Genomic DNA, 18,811 nt, shown 5'->3' with positions numbered 1-18,811 from the left:
CGCCGCGCTGCTGTGGCGGGGGTTCCTGGCCGTAGGTGCCGCCCTGGTCGTACCCGCCGGCCGGTTGGCCGCCGTAGCCGCCCTGGTCGTAACCGCGGTCGTCGTAGCCGCCGCGCTGCTGTGGCGGGGGTTCCTGGCCGTAGGTGCCGCCCTGGTCGTACCCGCCGGCCGGTTGGCCGCCGTAGCCGCCCTGGTCGTAACCGCCGGCCTGCTGGCCGCCATACCCTGCGGTCGGCTCGGCGGCCCGACCGCCGTACGGGGCCGAGTCGGGCTGGCCGCCGTACCCCTGCCCCTGCTCCGGCTGGTAGACGCCTGTGGCGTACGGATCGGCCGGTGCCGGGTACTGGGTGTTGTCGCCGGTGTAGCGGCCGGTCGGCTCGTCGTACCGCTCGCCGTAGGGCGCTCCGCCGGCGGGAGCCGGCGGGTAGGCGGCGGTCCCTGCCGGGCCGTTGTAGTCGCGGCTGCCGTAACCGCCGCCGGAGGCCGGCGCGTTGCCGTAACCAGCGCCGGAACCGGGCGCGTTGCCGTAGCCGCCGCCGGAGGCCGGCGCGTTGCCATAGCCGGCGCCGGAACCGGGCGCGTTGCCGTAGCCGCCAGCGGGAGCCGGAGCGCCGCCGCCGTAGCCGGCGCCGGAACCGGGAGCGGCGCCGTAGCCCTCACCGGCGCCGTAGCCGCCCTCGGAGCCGGCTGGGGTGCCGTAGCCGCCGCCGGAGGCGGGAGCGTTGCCGTAACCGCCACCCGACGCCGGTGCGTTGCCGTAGCCGCCGGCCCCGTAGCCGCCGGGTGCCTGCTCGTCGCCGTACCCGGCGCCGCCCCAGCCCTGCTGGCCCGCGCCGCCGTACGCCTGCGCCGGCGCACCGTACGGGTCCGGTGGGACGTCGTCGACCACCGGGCGGTGCATCATCGTCGGCGCCTCGCTCAGCGCCGCGCCGCCGACCATGGTCGGGTCCGCCCCGCCACCGGGTCGGCCGCCGACCATCCGGGTCTGGTCGTCGGGGCTGCGGAAAGCGCCCCGCGACGGCGGCACCACACCGCCGCCACCAGCCGCGGCCGGGGCGTCGTCGTCATCGCCGCCGCTCTCCCTGCGCTTCATCCAGAGCATCACGATCGTGCCCACACCGGCGGCCACCAGAAGACCACCGAGCAGAATGATCAGGTACGGGCCGCTGCCGCCGTCGTCGCTGTTGGAGGCGTTCGCCGGAGCGCCCGGGCTGGCCTCATCGGTAGCCTGGTCCCCAGCACCCGCGTCGGCCGGGTCCTCGCTGGGGGTGGCGTCGGCGGTGGCGGACGGCGTGGCGCTGGGCGTCACCTCGACCTTGATGGCGAGGCTGATCCGTTGGCCGGTGATGGCCTGCCCGGCGGCGGCGGTCAGCGTCTTGCGGGCCTGCACGTTGTCGAAGGTGGCACCCAGGTCGATCCGACCCGGCGCGATCGGGGCACTCGTGGTGCCGGTGAAGCGGAAGTTGCCGCTCCCGTCGCTCGTGGTGTCGAAGCGCTTGCCGGTGCTGTCCAGCAGCATGACCACCGCGTTCGGCACGGCCTTGCTGTCGGCCTGGACGACCACCTTGCCGGAGATCGACTGCACGGTCTGCGTCTGCGGCGGTGGCGGCGCGGCGGCCGCCTTGACGGTCACCCGGAGCGTGCGGGAATTGCCGTCTCCCGATACCGTGATCTTCGCCGAGCTGCCGTTGGCCGCGGGCGCGTTGGCCGCTGCCGACAGGGTCAACGTCACTGCCTTCGGGTCGGTCGAGTCACCGAAGTTGACCGGCCCGCACCCGCCGCAGGAGACGCCGTCGGGCAGGTCGGTGATGTCGAGGTCGGCGGACTTCTCGTCCGGGTCCGGTCGGACCACCACGTTGACGGTGCTGCTCTTGCCCGCGTCGATCGTGACCGAGTTGTCCGCCGTGCTGATCTTGGCGGCCAGCGCTGGTGGGGCGGGGACGGCGAGCAGAGCGCCGGCAACCAGCGCTACGACCACACCGGCCCGCTGCTTCCAGGCATATCGGTGTGTTGACACGTCCACCGCCTTCCGGGCTGACTTCCCTCTGGCCGGCGGGGCGCCGGGCCGGGGATCATCACGGTACGAATACGCCGTCGGCAACTATGCCTTGTCCAACTGGATCGGCGCGACCCAGGGCCGACGTCAGGTGCGCGACCTGCGGGTCGTATCGTCCCGTCGTGTCCTCTCCGCACAGTAAGTCCGCTGCCGTTACGGCGGCGTTGTCGGCGCTCGACGAGGGGCGTACACCCGAACGGCCGGTGTTCCGTGAGGCGGTCCGGTCGCTGTTGGCCATCCTCGCGGAGCGCGCCCCCGGCCGATCGGTGGAGGTGCGCGTCCCACCATACGGTGCGATCCAGTGCGTACCCGGACCTCGACACACCAGGGGAAACCCGCCGAACGTGGTCGAGATGGCTGCGGGGACGTGGTTGGAGCTGGCTACCGGGCGGATCGGCTGGGCGGAGGCGGTCACCGAGGGTCGTGTCCAGATGAGTGGTGTCCGGGCGGACCTCTCGGCGTATCTGCCCCTCTAGTCGTCCGATGTCCCACTCATCGTGACGCTCGGCATGGGAAACGTGACTATCTGTGTCGACGGCGATTCGCGTACACTGTCAGGCGATGACAGTGGTCCCGGCAGACGAGTGTGGATCCGCCCGTGATCCCGCCCAGCCGGTCCAGACCAGCATGAGGGAGCGGTAGGTGCCCCGAGGCGACGGCCGGCTGAGCCACGACCTTGACCCCCAACGACCTGGCCCCCAAGACGCCTGTGGTGTCTTCGGTGTCTGGGCGCCCGGCGAAGAGGTCGCCAATCTGACCTATTTCGGCCTCTACGCCCTCCAGCACCGCGGCCAGGAGGCGGCGGGCATCGCGGTGAGCGATGGTTCCGGCGTGGTGGTCTACAAGGACCTTGGCCTGGTGGCCCAGGTCTTCGACGAGCCCACCCTGGCGAGCCTGCGTGGCCACCTGGCGATCGGGCACGCCCGTTACTCCACGACCGGCGCGTCCAACTGGGAGAACGCCCAGCCGACGATCCGGTCCACCACCTCCGGCACGACCATCGCGTTGGCCCACAACGGCAACCTGGTCAACACCGCCGAGCTGGAGAAGGAGGTCGCCGACCGCGGCCTCGTCGCGGACGGTTCGACGAACGACACCTCCCTGGTGACGATGCTGCTCGCCGGCCGACCGGATCTGTCGGTCGAGGCGGCCGCACTGGAGGTGCTGCCGCAGCTGCGCGGCGCGTTCAGTTTCGTCTTCATGGACGAGTCGACCCTCTACGCGGCCCGTGATCCGCACGGCGTACGCCCGCTGGTGCTCGGCCGGCTCGAGCGCGGGTGGGTGGTGGCCAGCGAGACGGCCGCGCTGGACATCGTCGGTGCGAGTGTGGTCCGCGAGGTCGAGCCGGGCGAGCTGATCGCGATCGACGAGAACGGCCTGCGCTCCACCCGCTTCGCCGCGCCGGAGCCGAAGGGCTGCCTCTTCGAGTACGTCTACATCGCCCGCCCGGACGCCACGATCGCCGGGCGCAACGTCCACGCGGCACGGGTGCAGATCGGCCGGCAGTTGGCCAAGGAGCACCCGGTCGAGGCCGACCTGGTGATCCCGGTGCCGGAGTCGGGCACCCCGGCCGCGATCGGCTACGCGGAGGCGTCCGGCATCACCTACGGTGCCGGCCTCATGAAGAACCCGTACGTGGGTCGTACCTTCATCCAGCCGTCCCAGACCCTGCGCCAGCTCGGCATCCGCCTCAAGCTCAACCCACTGCGGGAGAACGTCCGGGGCAAGCGGCTGGTGGTCGTGGACGACTCGATCGTGCGCGGCAACACCCAGCGCGCCATCGTCCGGATGCTGCGTGAGGCGGGGGCGCTGGAGGTGCACGTCCGGATCTCCTCCCCGCCGGTCAGCTGGCCGTGTTTCTACGGCATCGACTTCGCCACCCGGGCGGAGCTGCTGGCCAACGGGTTGGACAACGACGGCATCCGGCGTTCCATCGGCGCCGACACGCTGGGTTATGTCTCGCTTCCCGGCCTGATCGCCGCGACCGAGCAGCCGAAGACCCGGCTGTGTCGGGCGTGTTTCGATGGGGAGTACCCGATCGAGCTGCCGGCCGGCAACCTGATCGGCAAGCACGTGCTCGAAGGAGTGGGCCGCCGGGTCGCCAACTCGGCCCCGGAAGCACCGCACGCCAACGGCTCGTTCGTCGCCACTCCGGGTGGCGTTACCGCAAACCGCCCGTAGCACCAACCGGCGCGGCCCGGCCACCGCCGGCGCGGCACCGAGAACCAAAGGGGAGAACCGTGACGCACGTGTCCGAGCGCAGCGGCGCAGGAAGCAGCCCGACGGGCGCCGGCGGCGACCGACAGCCCTGGACTGGCGGTGCCGGCCGACAGGCTCGCAAACGCTCGGTCTCGTACGCCGACGCCGGAGTCTCCATCGACGCGGGCGATCGCGCGGTGCAGCTGCTCAAGTCGAAGGTGCGCGAGACCCGGCGCCCCGAGGTGATGGGTGACCTCGGTGGGTTCGCCGGCCTGTTCCGGCTGGACACGAAGAAGTACAAGAGCCCGATCCTGGCGTCCTCCACCGACGGGGTGGGCACCAAGCTGGTGATCGCCCAGCAGATGGACATCCACGACACGGTCGGCATCGACCTGGTCGCGATGGTCGTGGACGACCTGGTGGCCTGTGGTGCCGAGCCGCTGTTCCTGCTCGACTACATCGCCACCGGCGAGGTCGTCCCGGACAAGGTCGCCGAGATCGGCGCGGGCATCGCCGACGGCTGCCGTTACGCCGGCTGCGCGCTGCTGGGCGGGGAGACCGCCGAGCACCCCGGCGTGCTCCGCCCGGACGAGTACGACATCTCCGCGACCGGTGTGGGCGTGGTCGAGGAAGCCGACATCCTCAGCCCGGAGCGGGTCGAGGTGGGTGACGTGGTGATCGCCATGCGCTCGTCCGGCCTGCACTCCAACGGCTACTCGCTGGTCCGGCACGTGCTGCTCGGCGCGGCTCGGATGCGACTGGACATCGTGATCGACGACTTCGGTCGGCAGCGCACCCTGGGTGAGGAGCTGCTCACCCCGACCAAGATCTACGCCAAGGACTGCCTCAAGCTGATCGCCGAGGCCGAGGTGCGGGCGCTGTCCCACATCACCGGCGGCGGCATCCCCGGCAACCTGGTCCGGGTGCTGCCGGAGCACGTCGACGCGGTGGTCAACCGGTCCACCTGGAAGCCGCAGCCGATCTTCGACCTGATCCAGTCGAAGGGTCGCATCGACGACCACGACATGGAGTCGACCTTCAACATGGGCGTCGGCATGTTCGCGATCGTGTCGGCCGAGGACGCTGACCGGGCGTTGGCCACGCTGACCGGCCGTGGGGTCGAGGCGTGGCAGGCCGGCGAGATCATCGAGGGCACCGGCAACGTGCAGATGGTCGGTCAGCACACCCGAGGTTGATCACGCGCTGGTGGTCGTACGGGCACCTGATCAGGGCTTCACCCAAGTGGCCAATGCCGCCTAGCCTGAAGGGCTCGGGCTAGGCGGAGGAGGGTGATGGCTGCACGGGGGCAGGCGTTCAGCGGGATGCGCGGTCTGGCGGCAGTCCCGTCGTACGTCGTCATGCAGCCGACCACCCTCTGCAACCTGGACTGCGCGTATTGTTATCTGCCGTTTCGGGCCCTCGACCGCCGGATGCCGGTGGCGGTGGCCGCCGCGGTCGCGACAGCGGTCAACCCCTGGGCGACGGCCGGCCGGTTCTCCGTGGTCTGGCACGGCGGTGAGCCGCTGGCGGCCGGCCGGGAGCACCTGGCCGACCTGATGGCGCCGTTCGGGCCCGAGGTCGAGCATCACGTGCAGACCAATGCCACGTTGATCGACGACGACTGGTGCGCCTTCTTCGCCCGGCACGAGATGCGGGTGAGCGTGAGCGTGGACGGGCCGCGGGCGCGCAACGGCGACCGCGTCAACCGGGGTGGCCAGCCGGCGTACGACCGGATCCTGCGGGGTGTCGCCGCGCTGCGGCGGCACGGGCTGCCCTTCTCCGCGCTGGCCGTGGTCTCCCGACCGGAGCCGGGGCTGGCCACCGAGCTGTACGACTACTTCCTCGACCTGGGCTGCGACGTGTTGGGCATCAACATCGAGGAGACCGAAGGGGTCAACACCCGCGACAACAGCCACGACCCGGCGGCGGTGACCGGCTTCTGGGCCGAGCTGGTCGCGGCCTGGCGGCGGGAGCCCCGGATCCACCTGCGCGAGATCGAGTGGTCGCTGCGTTACGCCGCGGCCGTGCTCGACGACACGACCGACGGGGTGCTGCCCCGGCACCTGGACCCGATCCCGACGATCGGTCACGACGGCTCGGTGATCGTGCTGTCCCCGGAGCTGGGCGGTTTCACCGACCCCCGCTACGGCGACTTCAGCAGCGGCAATGTCCTGACGACCCCACTGGCGGAGATCCTCGCGGGTGCGGCGGCCACGCCCTGGGTCGGCGAGTTCCTGGCCGGTGTGGAGGCGTGCCGGGCCTCCTGCCCGTACTTCGGCTTCTGCGGGGGCGGTCATGCCGCCAACCGATACTTCGAGCTGGGGCGTTTTGACGGTACCGAGACCGAGCACTGCCGCAACAGCAAGATCCGCCTATTGGAGGGAGTGTTGGAGCATGCCCGAGACCACCAGTCACCGGCGCCCTGAGCGCGAAGCGGACGACGGCGTCACCGAACGGGTGCGGGAGGCGGGCCCTGCTCTCGTTGCCCTGCTGCAGGAGGCCGAAGACGCGCGGAGGCTGCGCTCCGAGGTTTCGGGAGGCGACGGCACCAGCGCGGTCTGCGCCTGGAACCACTTCGAGAACATCCCGACGTTCTACAACTGGAACAACCGCCCACGCTGAGGTAAGCCGCGATCGGGGGCCTGTCGAGCGACCGGAGTGTCGGTCGGGTCAGGCCCCTGATCGTCGGCAACTGCACAGGACGTGCGTGAGCACGCGGGAGTGCCGCGTGCTCAGTTGCGTCGAGAGGGTCAGCGGGTCGGACGGACCCAGGGATCCGGATCGTCGTCCGCGTGATCCTCATCATCGTCGTCGACGAACTCTTTAGAGTCGTCGTCGAAGTGGTGCTCAGACTTACCAGCACCCGCCAGTTCGCGCTGCAAGGCGGTGAGGTCGGTGTTCGGGGAGTGGTACTTCAACTCCCGGGCCACCTTCGTCTGCTTGGCCTTAGCACGGCCGCGCCCCATGGCTCGACCCCCTCGCACAGAATGCGGGGCAGCCCGAAGGCGGGCCCCGATGACGTCAGGCATCTCTCGTGGCTCTTACGGTACATGGGGATGCCACCGTTCGGCACCTCGGGTTACCGTCAGCCGGCTCTGCGCGTCGCGTCGATCCGGCCGTCACCCAGTGTACCGGGTAAGGAGCGGATCGGTTAGCACCCGTGACACCGGACAAACCGCATCAAAGTTGACCCGACTTCAGCTTACCCACCCGTGCCGGCCACGGAGGCCCGGAGGCGGATCCGGTCGACCCGCCTCCGGGAATGCTCAGCGCAGGTGGATCCCGCGCAGCCGGCCGATGTCCGCCATCCGCCGCTCCGCCAGCCGGTCGGCGGCCACCGCCGGCGGCACACCCTCGGCGTCGGCCATGCGCAGGATCTCGCGGGTGGTGTCGTAGATCCGGGTCGCCCGTAGCTTCGCCCGCTCGAAGTTGAAGCCCTCGATCTCGTCGGCCACCTGGATGACGCCGCCCGCGTTGACGACGTAGTCCGGCGCGTAGAGGATGCCCCGATCGGCCAGCAGCTTCTCGATGCCCGGGTGGGCGAGCTGGTTGTTGGCCGCACCGGCCACCACCTTGGCGCGCAGCGCCGGCACGGTGTCGTCGTTCAGGGCGCCACCCAGCGCGCAGGGCGCGTACACGTCGATGTCCGCGGCGGCCAGCGCGCTGGAATCGTCGATCAGGGTGACCTGCGGGTGGTTGGTGCGCACCCAGGCCAGCGCCTTCGGGTTGACGTCGGTGGCGACCACCTCGGCGCCATCGTCGAGCAGGTGCCCGGTGAGGTACTTGCCGACCTTGCCCAACCCGGCCACACCGACCCGCCGGCCCCGCAGGCTCGGGGTGCCCCAGAGGTGCTCGGCGGCCGCCCGCATGCCCTGGAAGACGCCCCAGGCGGTGAGGATCGACGAGTCACCGGCGCCGCCGTGCTCCACGCTGCGCCCGGTCACGTAGCGGGTCTCCCGGGCCACGACGTCCATGTCCGCCACGTACGTGCCGACGTCGCAGGCGGTGTAGTAGCGACCGCCCAGCGACTCCACGAAGCGACCGTACGCGCGCAGCAGCGCCTCGCTCTTGATCTGCTCCGGGTCGCCCCAGATGACGGCCTTGCCACCGCCCAGGTCCAGACCGGCGAGCGCGTTCTTGTACGCCATCCCGCGGGACAGGTCGAGCACGTCGGCGAGGGCGTCCTCCTCGCTGGCGTACGGGTAGAAGCGGGTGCCGCCGAGCGCCGGGCCCAGCGCCGTGGAGTAGATCCCGATGATCGCCTTCAGGCCGCTCTGCTTGTCCTGGCAGAAGACGACCTGTTCGTGACCTGCCGATATCGGGTCGTCGGTGCTCGCGAATACGCCCATTGTTGGCTCCTGGAGTGGTGTGCGCCCTTGTGGGACGCGGACCTGGCGGACGCCGGCGGGGATGCTGCCGGTGTGATCGAGCCTAGTATCGGCCGCCCTGCGGGCGCTCGACGCGCCGCCGCCGTCCCACGTTGCGGCGCGCGTGGTCCGGTCGCTGACCGCGTACGGCTGCGGTTCGTGGGAGGATCGCGCCGTGCCGTCGCTCTTCGCTTCTTACCTGCGCGTGTACGAACCGTTGACCGCCTTCGACCGAGACCGGCAGAGCTACTGGCGCCGCTATGTCTCGGAGGGGCGGGCGGTGGCCCCGGTCGAGGGTCCCGGTCGGCAGCGGACGGCGGTGATCGAGGCGCTGGGCGCTGGCTGGACCCGGCTGCCGGACCTGCCGGAGGAGGCGTACGTCCTGGAGACGGACGAAAGCCTGCTGGTCTGCCCGTGGAACCTGCGGATCCGGGTCGCTGAGGCCGCCCTCAGCGCTCGGGACGGGGTGCCCTCGGTGCTCGCCGACGCCTTCGTGCCGCCGGTGCTCGCCGGGCAGGCCAGGGCGGTGGTCGACGACTGGCGCAGCGGCGCCCGGGTGCTGGAGCACGGTGTGCCCCGGGTGCACGAGCAGATCGCCACCTGGGGCGTGCCGCTGCGCTGGTTCGTGCTCTTCGAGCCGGCCGAACGGGACCTGGTCACCGAGCCGGGTCGACGGGCGCTGCGCTACCGCACGGAGATCTCCAAGGCCCGCCGTCGGTCGTCCCGGGCGCTGTCGGTGTTGCGCAAGTCGGTGGGCGAGGCGCCGATCACCGAAGCGGTGGAGGAGGCGGCTCGCTGGCTGGAGGAGTTCCATCCCCGGTCGGTTGTCGAACTGGACTACGGCGGCCTGGTCGATCTTCTCTCCAACGAGACTCTCGCGGCGGACGACTCGCCCGAGTTGGTCGCCAACGGCCTGGCGGGGCTCTCGCGCGGTGAGGCCGAGGAGGCTTCCGCCGCGTACGACAAGCTGGTGGCCCGGTGGCGCGCGGTGCAGTTGCTGGAGCGGTGCAATTAAGGACATATGCCCATAGGAGCGCTCCCAAAGTGAGGCGTGCTCGTAGTTGACGCATCACGAACCGTGATCATGAGTCCGAATAAGGTGGTTTCTGCCGTGTAAAAGTCGTAAAAATCGGGCATGGTTCATCCGTCCGTCTAGGGACCTTCATCCGTTCGGCCCATGTCGGACATCGGGGACTAGCCGGACCATGGGAGACGCGTCGGCCGGCGGGACCCCGGCCGATGTCTATACATGTGGAGGAGTGACCGATGGCATCGCGAACGCACGAACCAGAGCCGCTACTCACCCCGGCCGAGGTGGCGTCGATGTTCCGTGTCGACCCGAAGACGGTGACCCGGTGGGCCAAGGCGGGCAAGCTCAGCGCCATCCGCACCCTGGGTGGTCACCGTCGATACCGCGAGTCGGAGGTCAGGGCGCTGTTGCAGGGCCAGATCCCGCAGCAGCGGCAGGGTGACTGAGCGGCACAATTTTTTCCGGTCAGGGGCGGTGGATCTCGATCCGCCGCCCCTTTCCATGCCGGCACACGCCCTCAGCGACGTCGGCCAGCATCACCCTCAGCGCCGGCCCTCAGCCAGCGTCACGCGGATGCCCACGGTGCCGCCCTCGCCGCGGCGTAGCCGACTGCCCAGCAGGCTCAACCGGCCGATCACGCGGTACTTGTGCTTGAGCAGGTCGCGAATCCGGCCGGTGTCACCGCCGCCACAGATCGTCGCGTGGGCCGGCACCTCCGCCCCGTGCGGACGCCCCCGCACGTCGCAGGGCGCCAGGGTCACGTCGCCGTTGTTGCGGATCCGTTTGACCTTGCCGGAGTCGGCCCGGGTCCAGACCGCCAGAGCCTCGCCGTCGCGGACCGCCCAGACCGGGGTCGGCACCGCCCGACCGTCCTTGCGGAAGGTCGTGAGCAGGAGGTATTTCTCGGCGGACAGCCGGTCCAGCATGGTCACGCCGCCAGGATACGACCGTTGTGGGCCGTCCAGTGGCCGGATAGCGTGAACGCCGTGACGGGCGAGCCTCAAATCGGTGACGTGGTCGGTGAGCTGCTGCGGGACACGCTTGCCGTGGCCACCGGGGTGGGCCCTCGACCGCTGGTCGGCGGTCGACTGCCCCGGCCGGTCATCGAGATCATCGAGCGGGACGACGGGCTGATCAACGGCGCGCCGGCCGCGCACTACCTGGACGGGCCGCAGGAATGGCAGCCGTACGACCACCGGGCGGTGGACCGGGTCCGCGGCGAGACGCTCGACATCGGCACGGGCGCCGGCCGGATCGCGCTGCTGCTCCAGGAGCGCGGCGTACCGGTCACCGGGCTGGACACCTCCGCGGGGGCGCTGGCGGTCAGCCGGCGTCGCGGCGTCCGGCGGGTGGTGCACGGCACCGTGGACACGCACGTCGCCGACGGTCACCGGTACGACACGTTCCTGCTGCTCGGCAACAACCTCGGGCTGTTCGAGGGCCGGCAGCGTGCCCCCGCGTTCCTGGCCGCGCTCGCCGCGCTGGCCCGGCCGGGCGCGCAGATCATCGCGCACGGCACCGACCCGTACGGCACCCGCGACCTGCTGCACACCGGCTACCACGAGTGCAACCGCCGTCGGGGCCGGCTCGGCGGACAGTTGCGGCTCCGGCTGCGTTACCGCGAGTTGAGCACCGAATGGTTCGACTACCTGGTCTGTTCGGCTGACGAGTTCGCCGCACTCGTGCACGGCACCGGCTGGCGGCTGACCGATGTGGACGACCGGGACGCCCCCTACTACCTGGCCACCCTGCGCCTCGCCGACTGAGCGACGGCCCCTGCGCGACGCTGCGCGGGGGCCGTCGTACAGCTCAGACCTGGACGGTCGGGGGAAGCTCCTCGGGCGGCATGCCGCCGTCGCCGTCGACCACCTCGTCCGGGGTGCCGTCCTCGTCGAGGTCGACCATGGTGATGTCCACCTTGCCGTCACCATCGGTGTCGAACTGGAACAGGTCGGCCTTGCCGTCGCCGTCGGTGTCCACCACCCACACGTCGGTCTTGCCGTCGTTGTTGGTGTCGGCGCGCAGCAGCTCGACCCGCTCGTCGCCTCGGGTCTCCACGATCTCGGAGTCGGTGACGCTCTCCGGTGCCTGGCTCATGTCGACTGGTTCCTTCCCTTGGTTGACGGGCCGTCATTACCCGATCCCGCGCTCCCCCAAGCATGGGCCGGGTGGTCGAGCTGTCTAGGGTCGCAGCATGAGCGAGCGGAGCGGGCGAGACACCCAGCTCGGTGTGGCGGGGACCCCGCGCGCCGACGGGCGGGACAGGGAGGCGTGATGAGCGGACGTTTCGTGGTCGTCGGTGCCGGCACGATGGGGCTCGGCATCGCGTACGTGGCGGCCGGGGCCGGGCACGCCGTCGAGTTGGTCGAGGTGGACCCGGGGCGGGGCGCCGCAGCGCTGAACCGGCTCGCCGAGCTGTGGGAACGAGCCGTGCAGCGCGGGAAGCTGAGCGCCGACGAGGCCGCCGCGCACCGGCAGCGGGTCACGCTGCGCCCGACGCTCGCCGAGGTCGCCCCCGGCCCCGACGTGATCGTGGAGGCGGTGCCGGAGCGGCTCGACCTGAAGCGGGCGGTGCTGCACGACGCCGCTGCGCTGCGCCCGGCGCTGCTGGCCAGCAACACCTCCAGCATCGCCATCGGTGAGCTGGCCGCCGGGCTGGACGCGCCCGAGCGCTTCCTCGGCCTGCACTTCTTCAACCCGGTCTGGGCGATGGCGCTCCTGGAGATCGTGGTCGGCCCGGCCACCGCCGAGGAGACCACCGCCGCGGCTGTCGCGCTCGCCGGCCGGTTGGGCAAGGACCCCGTCGTCGTACGCGACCTGCCCGGCTTCGCCACCTCCCGCCTCGGGGTGACCCTCGGGCTGGAGGCGATCCGGATGGTCGCCGACGGGGTGGCCAGCCCCGCCGACATCGACAAGGCGATGGTGTTGGGATACCGGCACCCGATCGGGCCGTTGGAGCTCACCGACCTGGTCGGCCTCGACGTGCGGCTGGACATCGCCCGTACCCTCCAGGCCGCGTACGGGGACCGTTTCGCGCCGCCGTCGCTGCTCGTGGAGATGGTGGACGAGGGGCGGCTGGGCAAGAAGTCGGGGCACGGCTTCTACCGGTGGAACGACGGGGTCAAGCAGTGAGCGCGCTCGCGGGCCCCACGGGCGCCAACGAGAGGTGGGCGGGGCAGTGAGCGGGCTGCGGATCGAGGAGCGGCCGGACCGGCTGGTGGTGACCCTGGACCGGCCGGAGAAGCGCAACGCCATCGACGCCGACCTGATCGCCGAGCTGCACCAGGTCTGCGCCGAGTTGGAAGCCCGTCCCCGGCTGCTGCTGCTCACCGGTGGCACGGCCGGCATCTTCGCCGGTGGCGCCGACATCGCCCAACTCCGGGAGCGGGGCCGCACGGACGCCCTGGCCGCGATCAACTCCGCCGCCTTCGCGCGGATCCGGGCGCTGCCGATGCCCACGGTGGCCGCCGTCGACGGCCCGGCGCTGGGTGGTGGGGCGGAGCTGGCGTACGCCTGCGATCTGCGGGTGTGCACGGCGCGGGCGGTCTTCGGCCAGCCGGAGGTGCGGTTGGGCATCCTGGCCGGCGCGGGCGCGACCCACCGGCTACCCGCGTTGATCGGCGAGGGTCGGGCCAAGGAGCTGCTCTTCACCGGGCGGCGGGTGGACGCCGCCGAGGCGCTGCGCATCGGTCTGGTGAACCGGGTGGTGGACGAGCCCGACGAGCTGCTCACGGTGGCTCACGCGCTGCTGGACGAGATCGCCCTGGGCTCGTCGTTGGCGCTGCGGTTGACCAAGCTGGCGGTGGACGCCCCCGCCGCCGCGCACCCCCACCTCGATCTGGTCAGCCAGGCGGTGCTCTTCGAGGACGAGGAGAAGCACCGGCGGATGACCGAGTTCCTGGAGCGCCGCCGGCCGCGCTGACTCCGGGAAACGAAACGGCCGCACCGACGCTCGCGCCGGTGCGGCCGTTTCCTGCTTCTGGTGGTGCTACTGCCGGATCTGCACTCCGCTGTCGGCCAGCGAGCGGATCACCGAGGCCGACTCGCCGAAGCCGATGATCAGTACGGCGTCCGCGCCGAAGTCCTTGATCTCCTTGGCGCCGCCGGAGAAGTCCACCGGGGGAGCCTTGGCGTCGGCGGGCGGCTCGTAGGTGAGCAGCTTGAGGCGGTCGCCGGAGATGCCGGCCTTCTCCAACTCGTCGCGGACCGTGCCCTGGAGGCCCTCACCGTAGGAGTCCTTGCGGGCAACGATGACGATCTTCTGCGATCCGTCGCGGAGGATGACGTCGGCGAGCGCCCGGCCCTGGAGGCTGTCCGGCGGTGCGGTGCGGAAGTAGAGGCCGCCGTCGTCCACGTCGGTCAGGCTGCTGTCGGTGTTGGACGGGGAGAAGAGGATCTTCCCGGCCTGCACCACGTCCGGCAGCACCGCCCGGGAGATACCCGAACCACCCGCGCCGATGATCACGCTGACGCCACCCGTCACGTGCCGGGCCACGGTCGCCTTGGCCACCACCGGGCTGGTGCCGTCGTCGCCCTCCACCCACGTCACCGGCTTGCCCAGTGCGCCACCGGCGGCGTTGATCTCCCTGATCGCCAACGCGGCGCCGGCCGCCATCGGCGGGTAGGCGATGGCCAGGTCACCGGTCTTCGGCAGCAGGCCGCCCAGGATCAGCGGCTTCTGGTCGGGGTCGGCGGTCGGCCGCTGCTTCTTCGGCTTCGGCGGCGTCTTGGTGCTCGCCGCCGACTCGATGCCCGCGCCGACGAACTCGGTCTTGCCGTCGTTGATCTGCTGCCCGTCGAAGGTCAGCGTGGCGTAGCTCGCGGTGGCCGGCTCGCCCTTGTCGGTGAAGCCCGCCCGAGTCAGCGAAACGCCGCGGTACTCGATGTCCTGCCCGGCACGGGCCAGCGCGAGGCAACTGGCCGCGTCCTCGCAGCGCTGCCCGTCGTTGGTCACGGCGACGATCTGCTTCGCGATGGCAGCCGGGTCGGTGCTCCCGGCCAGCTGGGCGGCGAGCACGGCAACCACCACCGCGTCGTACGTCTCGGCGGAGTACACGTAGTCCGTCAGCGCCGGATTGACGGTCCGTAGCCGGCTCTTGAAGTCGTCGGGCAGCGGAACGAGTGGCGTGGTGCCCTTCATCCCGTCGACGAGACTTGCACGTTCCTTCAACTCCGCGGGATAGGAGTTGAGCATGTTGCCGTCCGTGCCATAGAGGCGCACCTGTTGGGCGCTGGGCTCCTTGGCCTTGTCATCCCCGCAGGCGCTTGTGGCGAGCAGGATCGTCGCGCAGGCAGCCAGTGTGGCCACCCGCGAACGGCGTGATACGAGCATGGTCGTCCTTCCTCCGGCGAAGGTCCGCTGCGCACATTAGCGTGCCGTGGCCGTCGGCGGGACCGTGGAGGTGGCGTAATGCGCAGGTAGCTCGCGTTGAATACGGACAGTGACGATCTTCCGGGTCGCTTGACCGGCCGTCCTACTGTGCGCTGCGTGATGGACCTACCACAGCAGACGTTCGACGACGCGACCGCCGTGCTCCACTCGGCGCTGACCGGAGATGGGGACGCCGTGGTGGGAGCATTCGACGCGGTCGTCGACCGGGCCGGCCTCAGCGGCGCGTACGGGGTGGCCTGGTGCCTGGCCGCGACGATGGTCGGTGACGCGCCAGCGGCCAGCGGAGCGGCGCTCGACTTCCCGGGAATCGACCAGGCCGACTACGACACCCGCTGGGTGGCCCGCTTCGTCAGCGCGTACGCCAATCGCGACGAACCGACGGGCGAGGCGCTGTTCGGCGCCGCGGCGGCCGACGGGCTGCTCCCCGCCTGCCTCCTCACCCTCGCCGGCTCGACGATCGCCACCCTGCGCAGCCGCGCCGAGCCCGATGGTGTCCGACCCGTGTGATAGCTCTGTACCCATGTCCGAGGCGATGCTGAGCAAGGTGCGCAAGCTGCTCGCCCAGGCTGAGGACCCAGCCTGCACACCCGCCGAGGCGGAGGCGTTCACCGCCAAGGCGACCGAGTTGATCGCCCGCTACGGCGTGGACCGGGCGCTGCTCGCCGTCCGTGACCCGACCACCGACCCGGTCGGCGACCGGGTCCTGGAGATCGTCGCCCCGTACGCCCGCGACAAGGTCGGTCTGCTCGCCGCGGTCGCCGAGCCACTGCGCTGCCGCTGCGTACGCCGCCGGCAGGGCAACGGCTTCACGCTGCACCTGTTCGGCTTCGCCAGCGACCTGGAACGGGTCGACCTGCTCTTCACCTCACTGCTCGTGCAGGCGGCGCACGGCCTGGCCGCCACCGAGGTGCCCGCGGACGACCATCCCGCCGCCTTTCGCCGATCCTGGTTGGCCGGTTTCGCGGAGGTGATCGGGGGTCGACTCTGGGCGGCGGAGACGGCGGCGGCCAGCGAGTCGGGGGCTCCGTCGGTGGCGCTGGTGCTGGCTGACCGGTCCGACCGGGTGCAGCGGCGGCTCACCGAGGAATACCCCCGGCTGCGCACCGCACCGCCCCGCAGGCTGGGCGGCACCGGCTTCGGGTCGGGGGCGGAGGCCGGCCGCCATGCGCATCTGGGTGGTCGCGACCTCGGTGGCGACACTGCCCGGGCACGGCAACTCGGCCATTGACGAGCGCGTGCGGTTCGGCCTCGGACAGCCGGATGTCGGTTCGGCCTCCGACGACCTTTTGGCGTTGAGGGTCAGGCGGGGGTGGTGGGCTGCTGGCGCGACACCGTCGCGACGTAGCGGGTGAGCAACTCGTGCCAGCCGGCGGTGAGCGCCTCGCGGTATCCCTCGGCTGCCTCGCCGTGCCGGTCGAAGTGCCGGTGCTCCAACTCGACCCGGGTGCGCTCCGCCCCCTCGGGATGGAACAACACCTCGACCTCGCTCGCGCGGGCCGGGTCCGGCACCGGCGCCCGGTCGGGGCCGATCTGCCAGACGAAGACCAACCGGCGCGGCGGGTCCCAGGTGAGCACCCGACCCCAGTCGGAGCGGAAGCCGTACGGGCCGATCTCGTAGAGCATCCCGCCAGCCCGCGGCTCCATGCCCAGCTCAGCAAGGGCGTCCGGGCCGGACCAGGTGTATTCGGTGACCCACCAGTCGGTCAGCTGGTCGGTGAAGACCGCGAACGCGTGCTCGGCGGAGCCCGGGACGTGGAGGCTGCACCGTAAGGAGAACCGGTCGCCGTCCTGCCGGATGTCGGCCGGATCAGTCTTTTCCTGTCCCATAGGCCCGGACCATACCGGCTGATGCCCGCGTGTGCAGCTTCGTGTTGCGCCGGGTTTGGACACCGGGTGGCCGATCCGTCACGGACGGGATGCTCCGCCGGAAAGCGGGTACCCGCGCCGAACGGCCCGGACGACCGGACCGGTTTGCGGGCGGGCGGGAGAGCATGAGCGAGAGCGCGCAGCAGCGGGAGCCGGGCCAGGGGGACCCGGATGTCCTGCTCGACATTCCGAGGGTCTCCGTCGACTCGATCCGGCTGGCGGTCGACGGACTGGACGCCGACCTGTCGCTGCGGGCCCGGGTGGCCAACCTGATCCAGGTCGACGCCGGCGTACGGGTGCACCTGAGCGGCGCCGAGCTGGACATCGACGGGGTGCACGCCGAGGCGCAGCTGCGGGTGCGGTTGGAGCAGTTGACCATGATCCTCGGGCAGGCACTCGACACACTCGACCACAACCCGCAGATTATCGAGGCGCTCGCTCGGACGGCTGTCACCGCCCTCGACGACGTGAACCGCGGCGCACCACAGCCGGCCCCCGGGGCCACGGCGGTCGGGGCACGCCGCCCCGGCGGCTTACTCGACGGGCCGGGCCAGCGGGTGGGCGCGGTCGGCGCCGTCTCCGACCCGGGCCGAGCGGGCTCCGATCGACCGGGTGCCGATCGGCCAGGCGATCGTTCTGGTCCTGATCGTTCTGGTCCTGATCGGGCGGGAGTGGGTCGGCCCGGCTCTGCTGCTGAAGGCCCCACGTCTCACGCTGGTGGCCCGGGGCCCAGCGCTGGAGGACCCGGATCTCGGGCCGGTGGCCCGGCGTCGGGGGAACAGGTACGACCGGAGTCCGGCGGAACGCAGGGCCGTCACCCGACAGGCCGGCGGCACGGGGAGCGCCACCACCCCGAAGGGCAGCGGCCGGCAGGTCTGGACGGTGGGCAGCGATCGGCAGGTCCCGGCGATGAGCAGCGGCCGGCAGGTCCGGGCGGCGGACAGCGGCCGGCGGGCCCCGGCGACGGGCAGCGACCCGCAGGGCCGGGCGGTGGGCAGCGATCGGCCGGGGCGGCTTGGGGGACCGAGGGTCCGGCGGGGGCGTCGACCGGGCAACCTCGTAGCCGACCCGATCAGTCGCCCGCCCCGGGCCCGAGCGCGTCCGGAGATGGGGACGGCGGCAGTGGTCCGCTGGGTGGGGCGCAGGCCGCGGCGCAGAGCGCGGCCCAGTTCGCCGAGCAGGCGGGGGAGACACTGCGCCAGGCCGGACGCAGCGTGTGGGAGGCGATCCAGAGCGGCATGGCGCAGCACCGCCAGCAGGGCCGCGACGACTGACAGCCGCAGGGATTTGGCAAAATCGGGGCATTTTGCACGCCTGGATGCCCCGATTTGCAGGAAGTGGAGTGGATCACATTCCGGCGGGCCGAAGGTCGTCGGTGAAAAGACGCCCCAACAGCAAGATCCCCACCTGCGTTTCCGCTGGTGGGGACCTCTGTAGCCCGGCGAAAGGCTATGTGGCCAGGGGCGGGGTCGAACCGCCGACCTTCCGATTTTCAGTCGGACGCTCGTACCAACTGAGCTACCTGGCCGTACTGCTCGGCCCATGTTACCCGGCAACCGGACGAACCGGCGGCAAGGGCGACATGCTCCGATACGCAGAACGCCGCGCGAGGCGCGGCGTCAGCGCTGCGGTCCTGACGGGACTTGAACCCGCGACCTCCGCCTTGACAGGGCGGCGAGCACTCCAACTGCTCCACAGGACCTAGCTTGTGTTGCTCCGGCTTGCGCCGGTCGTGCCCCCAACGGGATTCGAACCCGTGCTACCGCCTTGAAAGGGCGGCGTCCTGGGCCGCTAGACGATGAGGGCGGCCCCGCCATCATTGCACATTGGCAACTTCAAGCGGACTTGCTCCCATCCGGCCCCGCCGGAGGCTTGGAAAGCATACGTGATGCCAGGTCGGT

Annotated in this window: 20 protein-coding genes and 3 tRNA genes; 13 read left to right on the top strand and 10 right to left on the bottom strand. The window is 71.2% G+C overall.

Annotation, left to right across the window (positions count from 1 at the left end):
• Window positions 1–2,017: carboxypeptidase regulatory-like domain-containing protein (locus AB0B57_RS14195; RefSeq protein WP_357068932.1), on the bottom strand; the 2,017-nt coding region annotated here is incomplete at its 3' end.
• A gap of 161 nt (window positions 2,018–2,178) precedes the next feature.
• On the opposite strand from AB0B57_RS14195, the gene AB0B57_RS14190 reads away from it, so the two are divergent.
• The 5 genes from AB0B57_RS14190 to amcA all read left to right on the top strand — a co-directional run bounded on the left by AB0B57_RS14190 (window position 2,179) and on the right by amcA (window position 6,877).
• Window positions 2,179–2,532 carry a sterol carrier family protein gene (locus AB0B57_RS14190; RefSeq protein WP_357068930.1) on the top strand — a complete coding sequence of 118 codons (354 nt, stop codon included), beginning with the start codon at window positions 2,179–2,181 and terminating at the stop codon, window positions 2,530–2,532.
• Window positions 2,533–2,698: 166 nt separating this feature from the next.
• The gene (gene purF / locus AB0B57_RS14185) at window positions 2,699–4,237 is read left to right on the top strand and encodes an amidophosphoribosyltransferase (RefSeq protein ID WP_357068928.1); all 1,539 of its coding nucleotides are present in this window, start codon (window positions 2,699–2,701) and stop codon (window positions 4,235–4,237) included.
• A 59-nt stretch (window positions 4,238–4,296) separates the two neighbouring features.
• Window positions 4,297–5,451, top strand: a complete 1,155-nt coding sequence (gene purM / locus AB0B57_RS14180) for a phosphoribosylformylglycinamidine cyclo-ligase (protein WP_357068926.1) — start codon at window positions 4,297–4,299, stop codon at window positions 5,449–5,451.
• 126 nt (window positions 5,452–5,577) lie between these two features.
• Window positions 5,578–6,681 carry a cyclophane-forming radical SAM peptide maturase AmcB gene (gene amcB / locus AB0B57_RS14175; protein ID WP_357068976.1) on the top strand — a complete coding sequence of 368 codons (1,104 nt, stop codon included), beginning with the start codon at window positions 5,578–5,580 and terminating at the stop codon, window positions 6,679–6,681.
• Window positions 6,650–6,877 carry a multiple cyclophane-containing RiPP AmcA gene (gene amcA / locus AB0B57_RS14170; protein ID WP_357068924.1) on the top strand — a complete coding sequence of 76 codons (228 nt, stop codon included), beginning with the start codon at window positions 6,650–6,652 and terminating at the stop codon, window positions 6,875–6,877. The genes amcB and amcA overlap by 32 nt, the downstream gene beginning before the upstream one ends.
• A gap of 128 nt (window positions 6,878–7,005) precedes the next feature.
• Here the strand turns inward: amcA and AB0B57_RS14165 are convergent, their stop codons facing one another.
• Both AB0B57_RS14165 and AB0B57_RS14160 read right to left on the bottom strand, forming a co-directional pair.
• Window positions 7,006–7,221 (bottom strand): DUF3073 domain-containing protein, encoded by a 216-nt coding sequence (locus tag AB0B57_RS14165; RefSeq protein ID WP_030332207.1) that lies wholly within the window; start codon window positions 7,219–7,221, stop codon window positions 7,006–7,008.
• A gap of 300 nt (window positions 7,222–7,521) precedes the next feature.
• Window positions 7,522–8,604 (bottom strand): Glu/Leu/Phe/Val dehydrogenase, encoded by a 1,083-nt coding sequence (locus AB0B57_RS14160; protein WP_357068922.1) that lies wholly within the window; start codon window positions 8,602–8,604, stop codon window positions 7,522–7,524.
• 193 nt (window positions 8,605–8,797) lie between these two features.
• On the opposite strand from AB0B57_RS14160, the gene AB0B57_RS14155 reads away from it, so the two are divergent.
• On the top strand, window positions 8,798–9,637 hold the full coding sequence (locus tag AB0B57_RS14155; RefSeq protein ID WP_357068974.1) for a hypothetical protein: 840 nt from the start codon (window positions 8,798–8,800) through the stop codon (window positions 9,635–9,637).
• Window positions 9,638–9,888: 251 nt separating this feature from the next.
• Entirely contained in the window at window positions 9,889–10,098 is a 210-nt protein-coding gene (locus AB0B57_RS14150) for a BldC family transcriptional regulator (RefSeq protein WP_007073996.1), read from the top strand.
• Window positions 10,099–10,194: 96 nt separating this feature from the next.
• Here AB0B57_RS14150 and AB0B57_RS14145 read toward each other — a convergent pair whose 3' ends face one another.
• Window positions 10,195–10,584, bottom strand: coding sequence for a PPOX class F420-dependent oxidoreductase (locus tag AB0B57_RS14145; protein ID WP_357068919.1), 390 nt, complete (start codon window positions 10,582–10,584; stop codon window positions 10,195–10,197).
• 54 nt (window positions 10,585–10,638) lie between these two features.
• Between AB0B57_RS14145 and AB0B57_RS14140 the strand changes: the two genes are divergently transcribed.
• Window positions 10,639–11,418, top strand: coding sequence for a class I SAM-dependent methyltransferase (locus AB0B57_RS14140; RefSeq protein WP_357068917.1), 780 nt, complete (start codon window positions 10,639–10,641; stop codon window positions 11,416–11,418).
• A 43-nt stretch (window positions 11,419–11,461) separates the two neighbouring features.
• On the opposite strand, the gene AB0B57_RS14135 is transcribed toward AB0B57_RS14140, so the two are convergent.
• On the bottom strand, window positions 11,462–11,749 hold the full coding sequence (locus tag AB0B57_RS14135; RefSeq protein WP_357068915.1) for a hypothetical protein: 288 nt from the start codon (window positions 11,747–11,749) through the stop codon (window positions 11,462–11,464).
• A 177-nt stretch (window positions 11,750–11,926) separates the two neighbouring features.
• Here AB0B57_RS14135 and AB0B57_RS14130 point away from each other — a divergent pair, with 177 nt between their 5' ends.
• Together AB0B57_RS14130 and AB0B57_RS14125 are read left to right on the top strand one after the other, a co-directional pair.
• Window positions 11,927–12,784, top strand: a complete 858-nt coding sequence (locus tag AB0B57_RS14130; protein WP_357068913.1) for a 3-hydroxyacyl-CoA dehydrogenase family protein — start codon at window positions 11,927–11,929, stop codon at window positions 12,782–12,784.
• 46 nt (window positions 12,785–12,830) lie between these two features.
• The gene (locus tag AB0B57_RS14125) at window positions 12,831–13,574 is read left to right on the top strand and encodes an enoyl-CoA hydratase/isomerase family protein (protein ID WP_357068911.1); all 744 of its coding nucleotides are present in this window, start codon (window positions 12,831–12,833) and stop codon (window positions 13,572–13,574) included.
• A gap of 66 nt (window positions 13,575–13,640) precedes the next feature.
• Here AB0B57_RS14125 and AB0B57_RS14120 read toward each other — a convergent pair whose 3' ends face one another.
• Window positions 13,641–14,984 (bottom strand): ABC transporter substrate-binding protein, encoded by a 1,344-nt coding sequence (locus tag AB0B57_RS14120; RefSeq protein WP_357068909.1) that lies wholly within the window; start codon window positions 14,982–14,984, stop codon window positions 13,641–13,643.
• Between the two features lie 156 nt (window positions 14,985–15,140).
• Here AB0B57_RS14120 and AB0B57_RS14115 point away from each other — a divergent pair, with 156 nt between their 5' ends.
• Window positions 15,141–15,551, top strand: a complete 411-nt coding sequence (locus AB0B57_RS14115) for a hypothetical protein (protein ID WP_357068907.1) — start codon at window positions 15,141–15,143, stop codon at window positions 15,549–15,551.
• Window positions 15,552–15,564: 13 nt separating this feature from the next.
• Window positions 15,565–16,272, top strand: coding sequence for a DUF2786 domain-containing protein (locus tag AB0B57_RS14110; protein WP_357068905.1), 708 nt, complete (start codon window positions 15,565–15,567; stop codon window positions 16,270–16,272).
• Window positions 16,273–16,343: 71 nt separating this feature from the next.
• Here the strand turns inward: AB0B57_RS14110 and AB0B57_RS14105 are convergent, their stop codons facing one another.
• Window positions 16,344–16,871 (bottom strand): SRPBCC family protein, encoded by a 528-nt coding sequence (locus AB0B57_RS14105; RefSeq protein ID WP_357068903.1) that lies wholly within the window; start codon window positions 16,869–16,871, stop codon window positions 16,344–16,346.
• 164 nt (window positions 16,872–17,035) lie between these two features.
• On the opposite strand from AB0B57_RS14105, the gene AB0B57_RS14100 reads away from it, so the two are divergent.
• Window positions 17,036–18,184, top strand: coding sequence for a hypothetical protein (locus AB0B57_RS14100; protein WP_357068901.1), 1,149 nt, complete (start codon window positions 17,036–17,038; stop codon window positions 18,182–18,184).
• Window positions 18,185–18,364: 180 nt separating this feature from the next.
• Here AB0B57_RS14100 and AB0B57_RS14095 read toward each other — a convergent pair.
• From AB0B57_RS14095 to AB0B57_RS14085, 3 genes are all read right to left on the bottom strand, one after another.
• Window positions 18,365–18,438, bottom strand: a tRNA-Phe gene (locus AB0B57_RS14095).
• A gap of 100 nt (window positions 18,439–18,538) precedes the next feature.
• Window positions 18,539–18,612, bottom strand: a tRNA-Asp gene (locus AB0B57_RS14090).
• Window positions 18,613–18,643: 31 nt separating this feature from the next.
• Window positions 18,644–18,716 (bottom strand) — tRNA-Glu (locus tag AB0B57_RS14085).
• Between the last annotated feature and the right edge of the window lie 95 nt (window positions 18,717–18,811).

This window comes from Micromonospora sp. NPDC049101 (assembly GCF_040648675.1).
GTDB lineage: Bacteria > Actinomycetota > Actinomycetes > Mycobacteriales > Micromonosporaceae > Micromonospora.
This window is presented reverse-complemented; position numbering and strand designations above follow the sequence as displayed.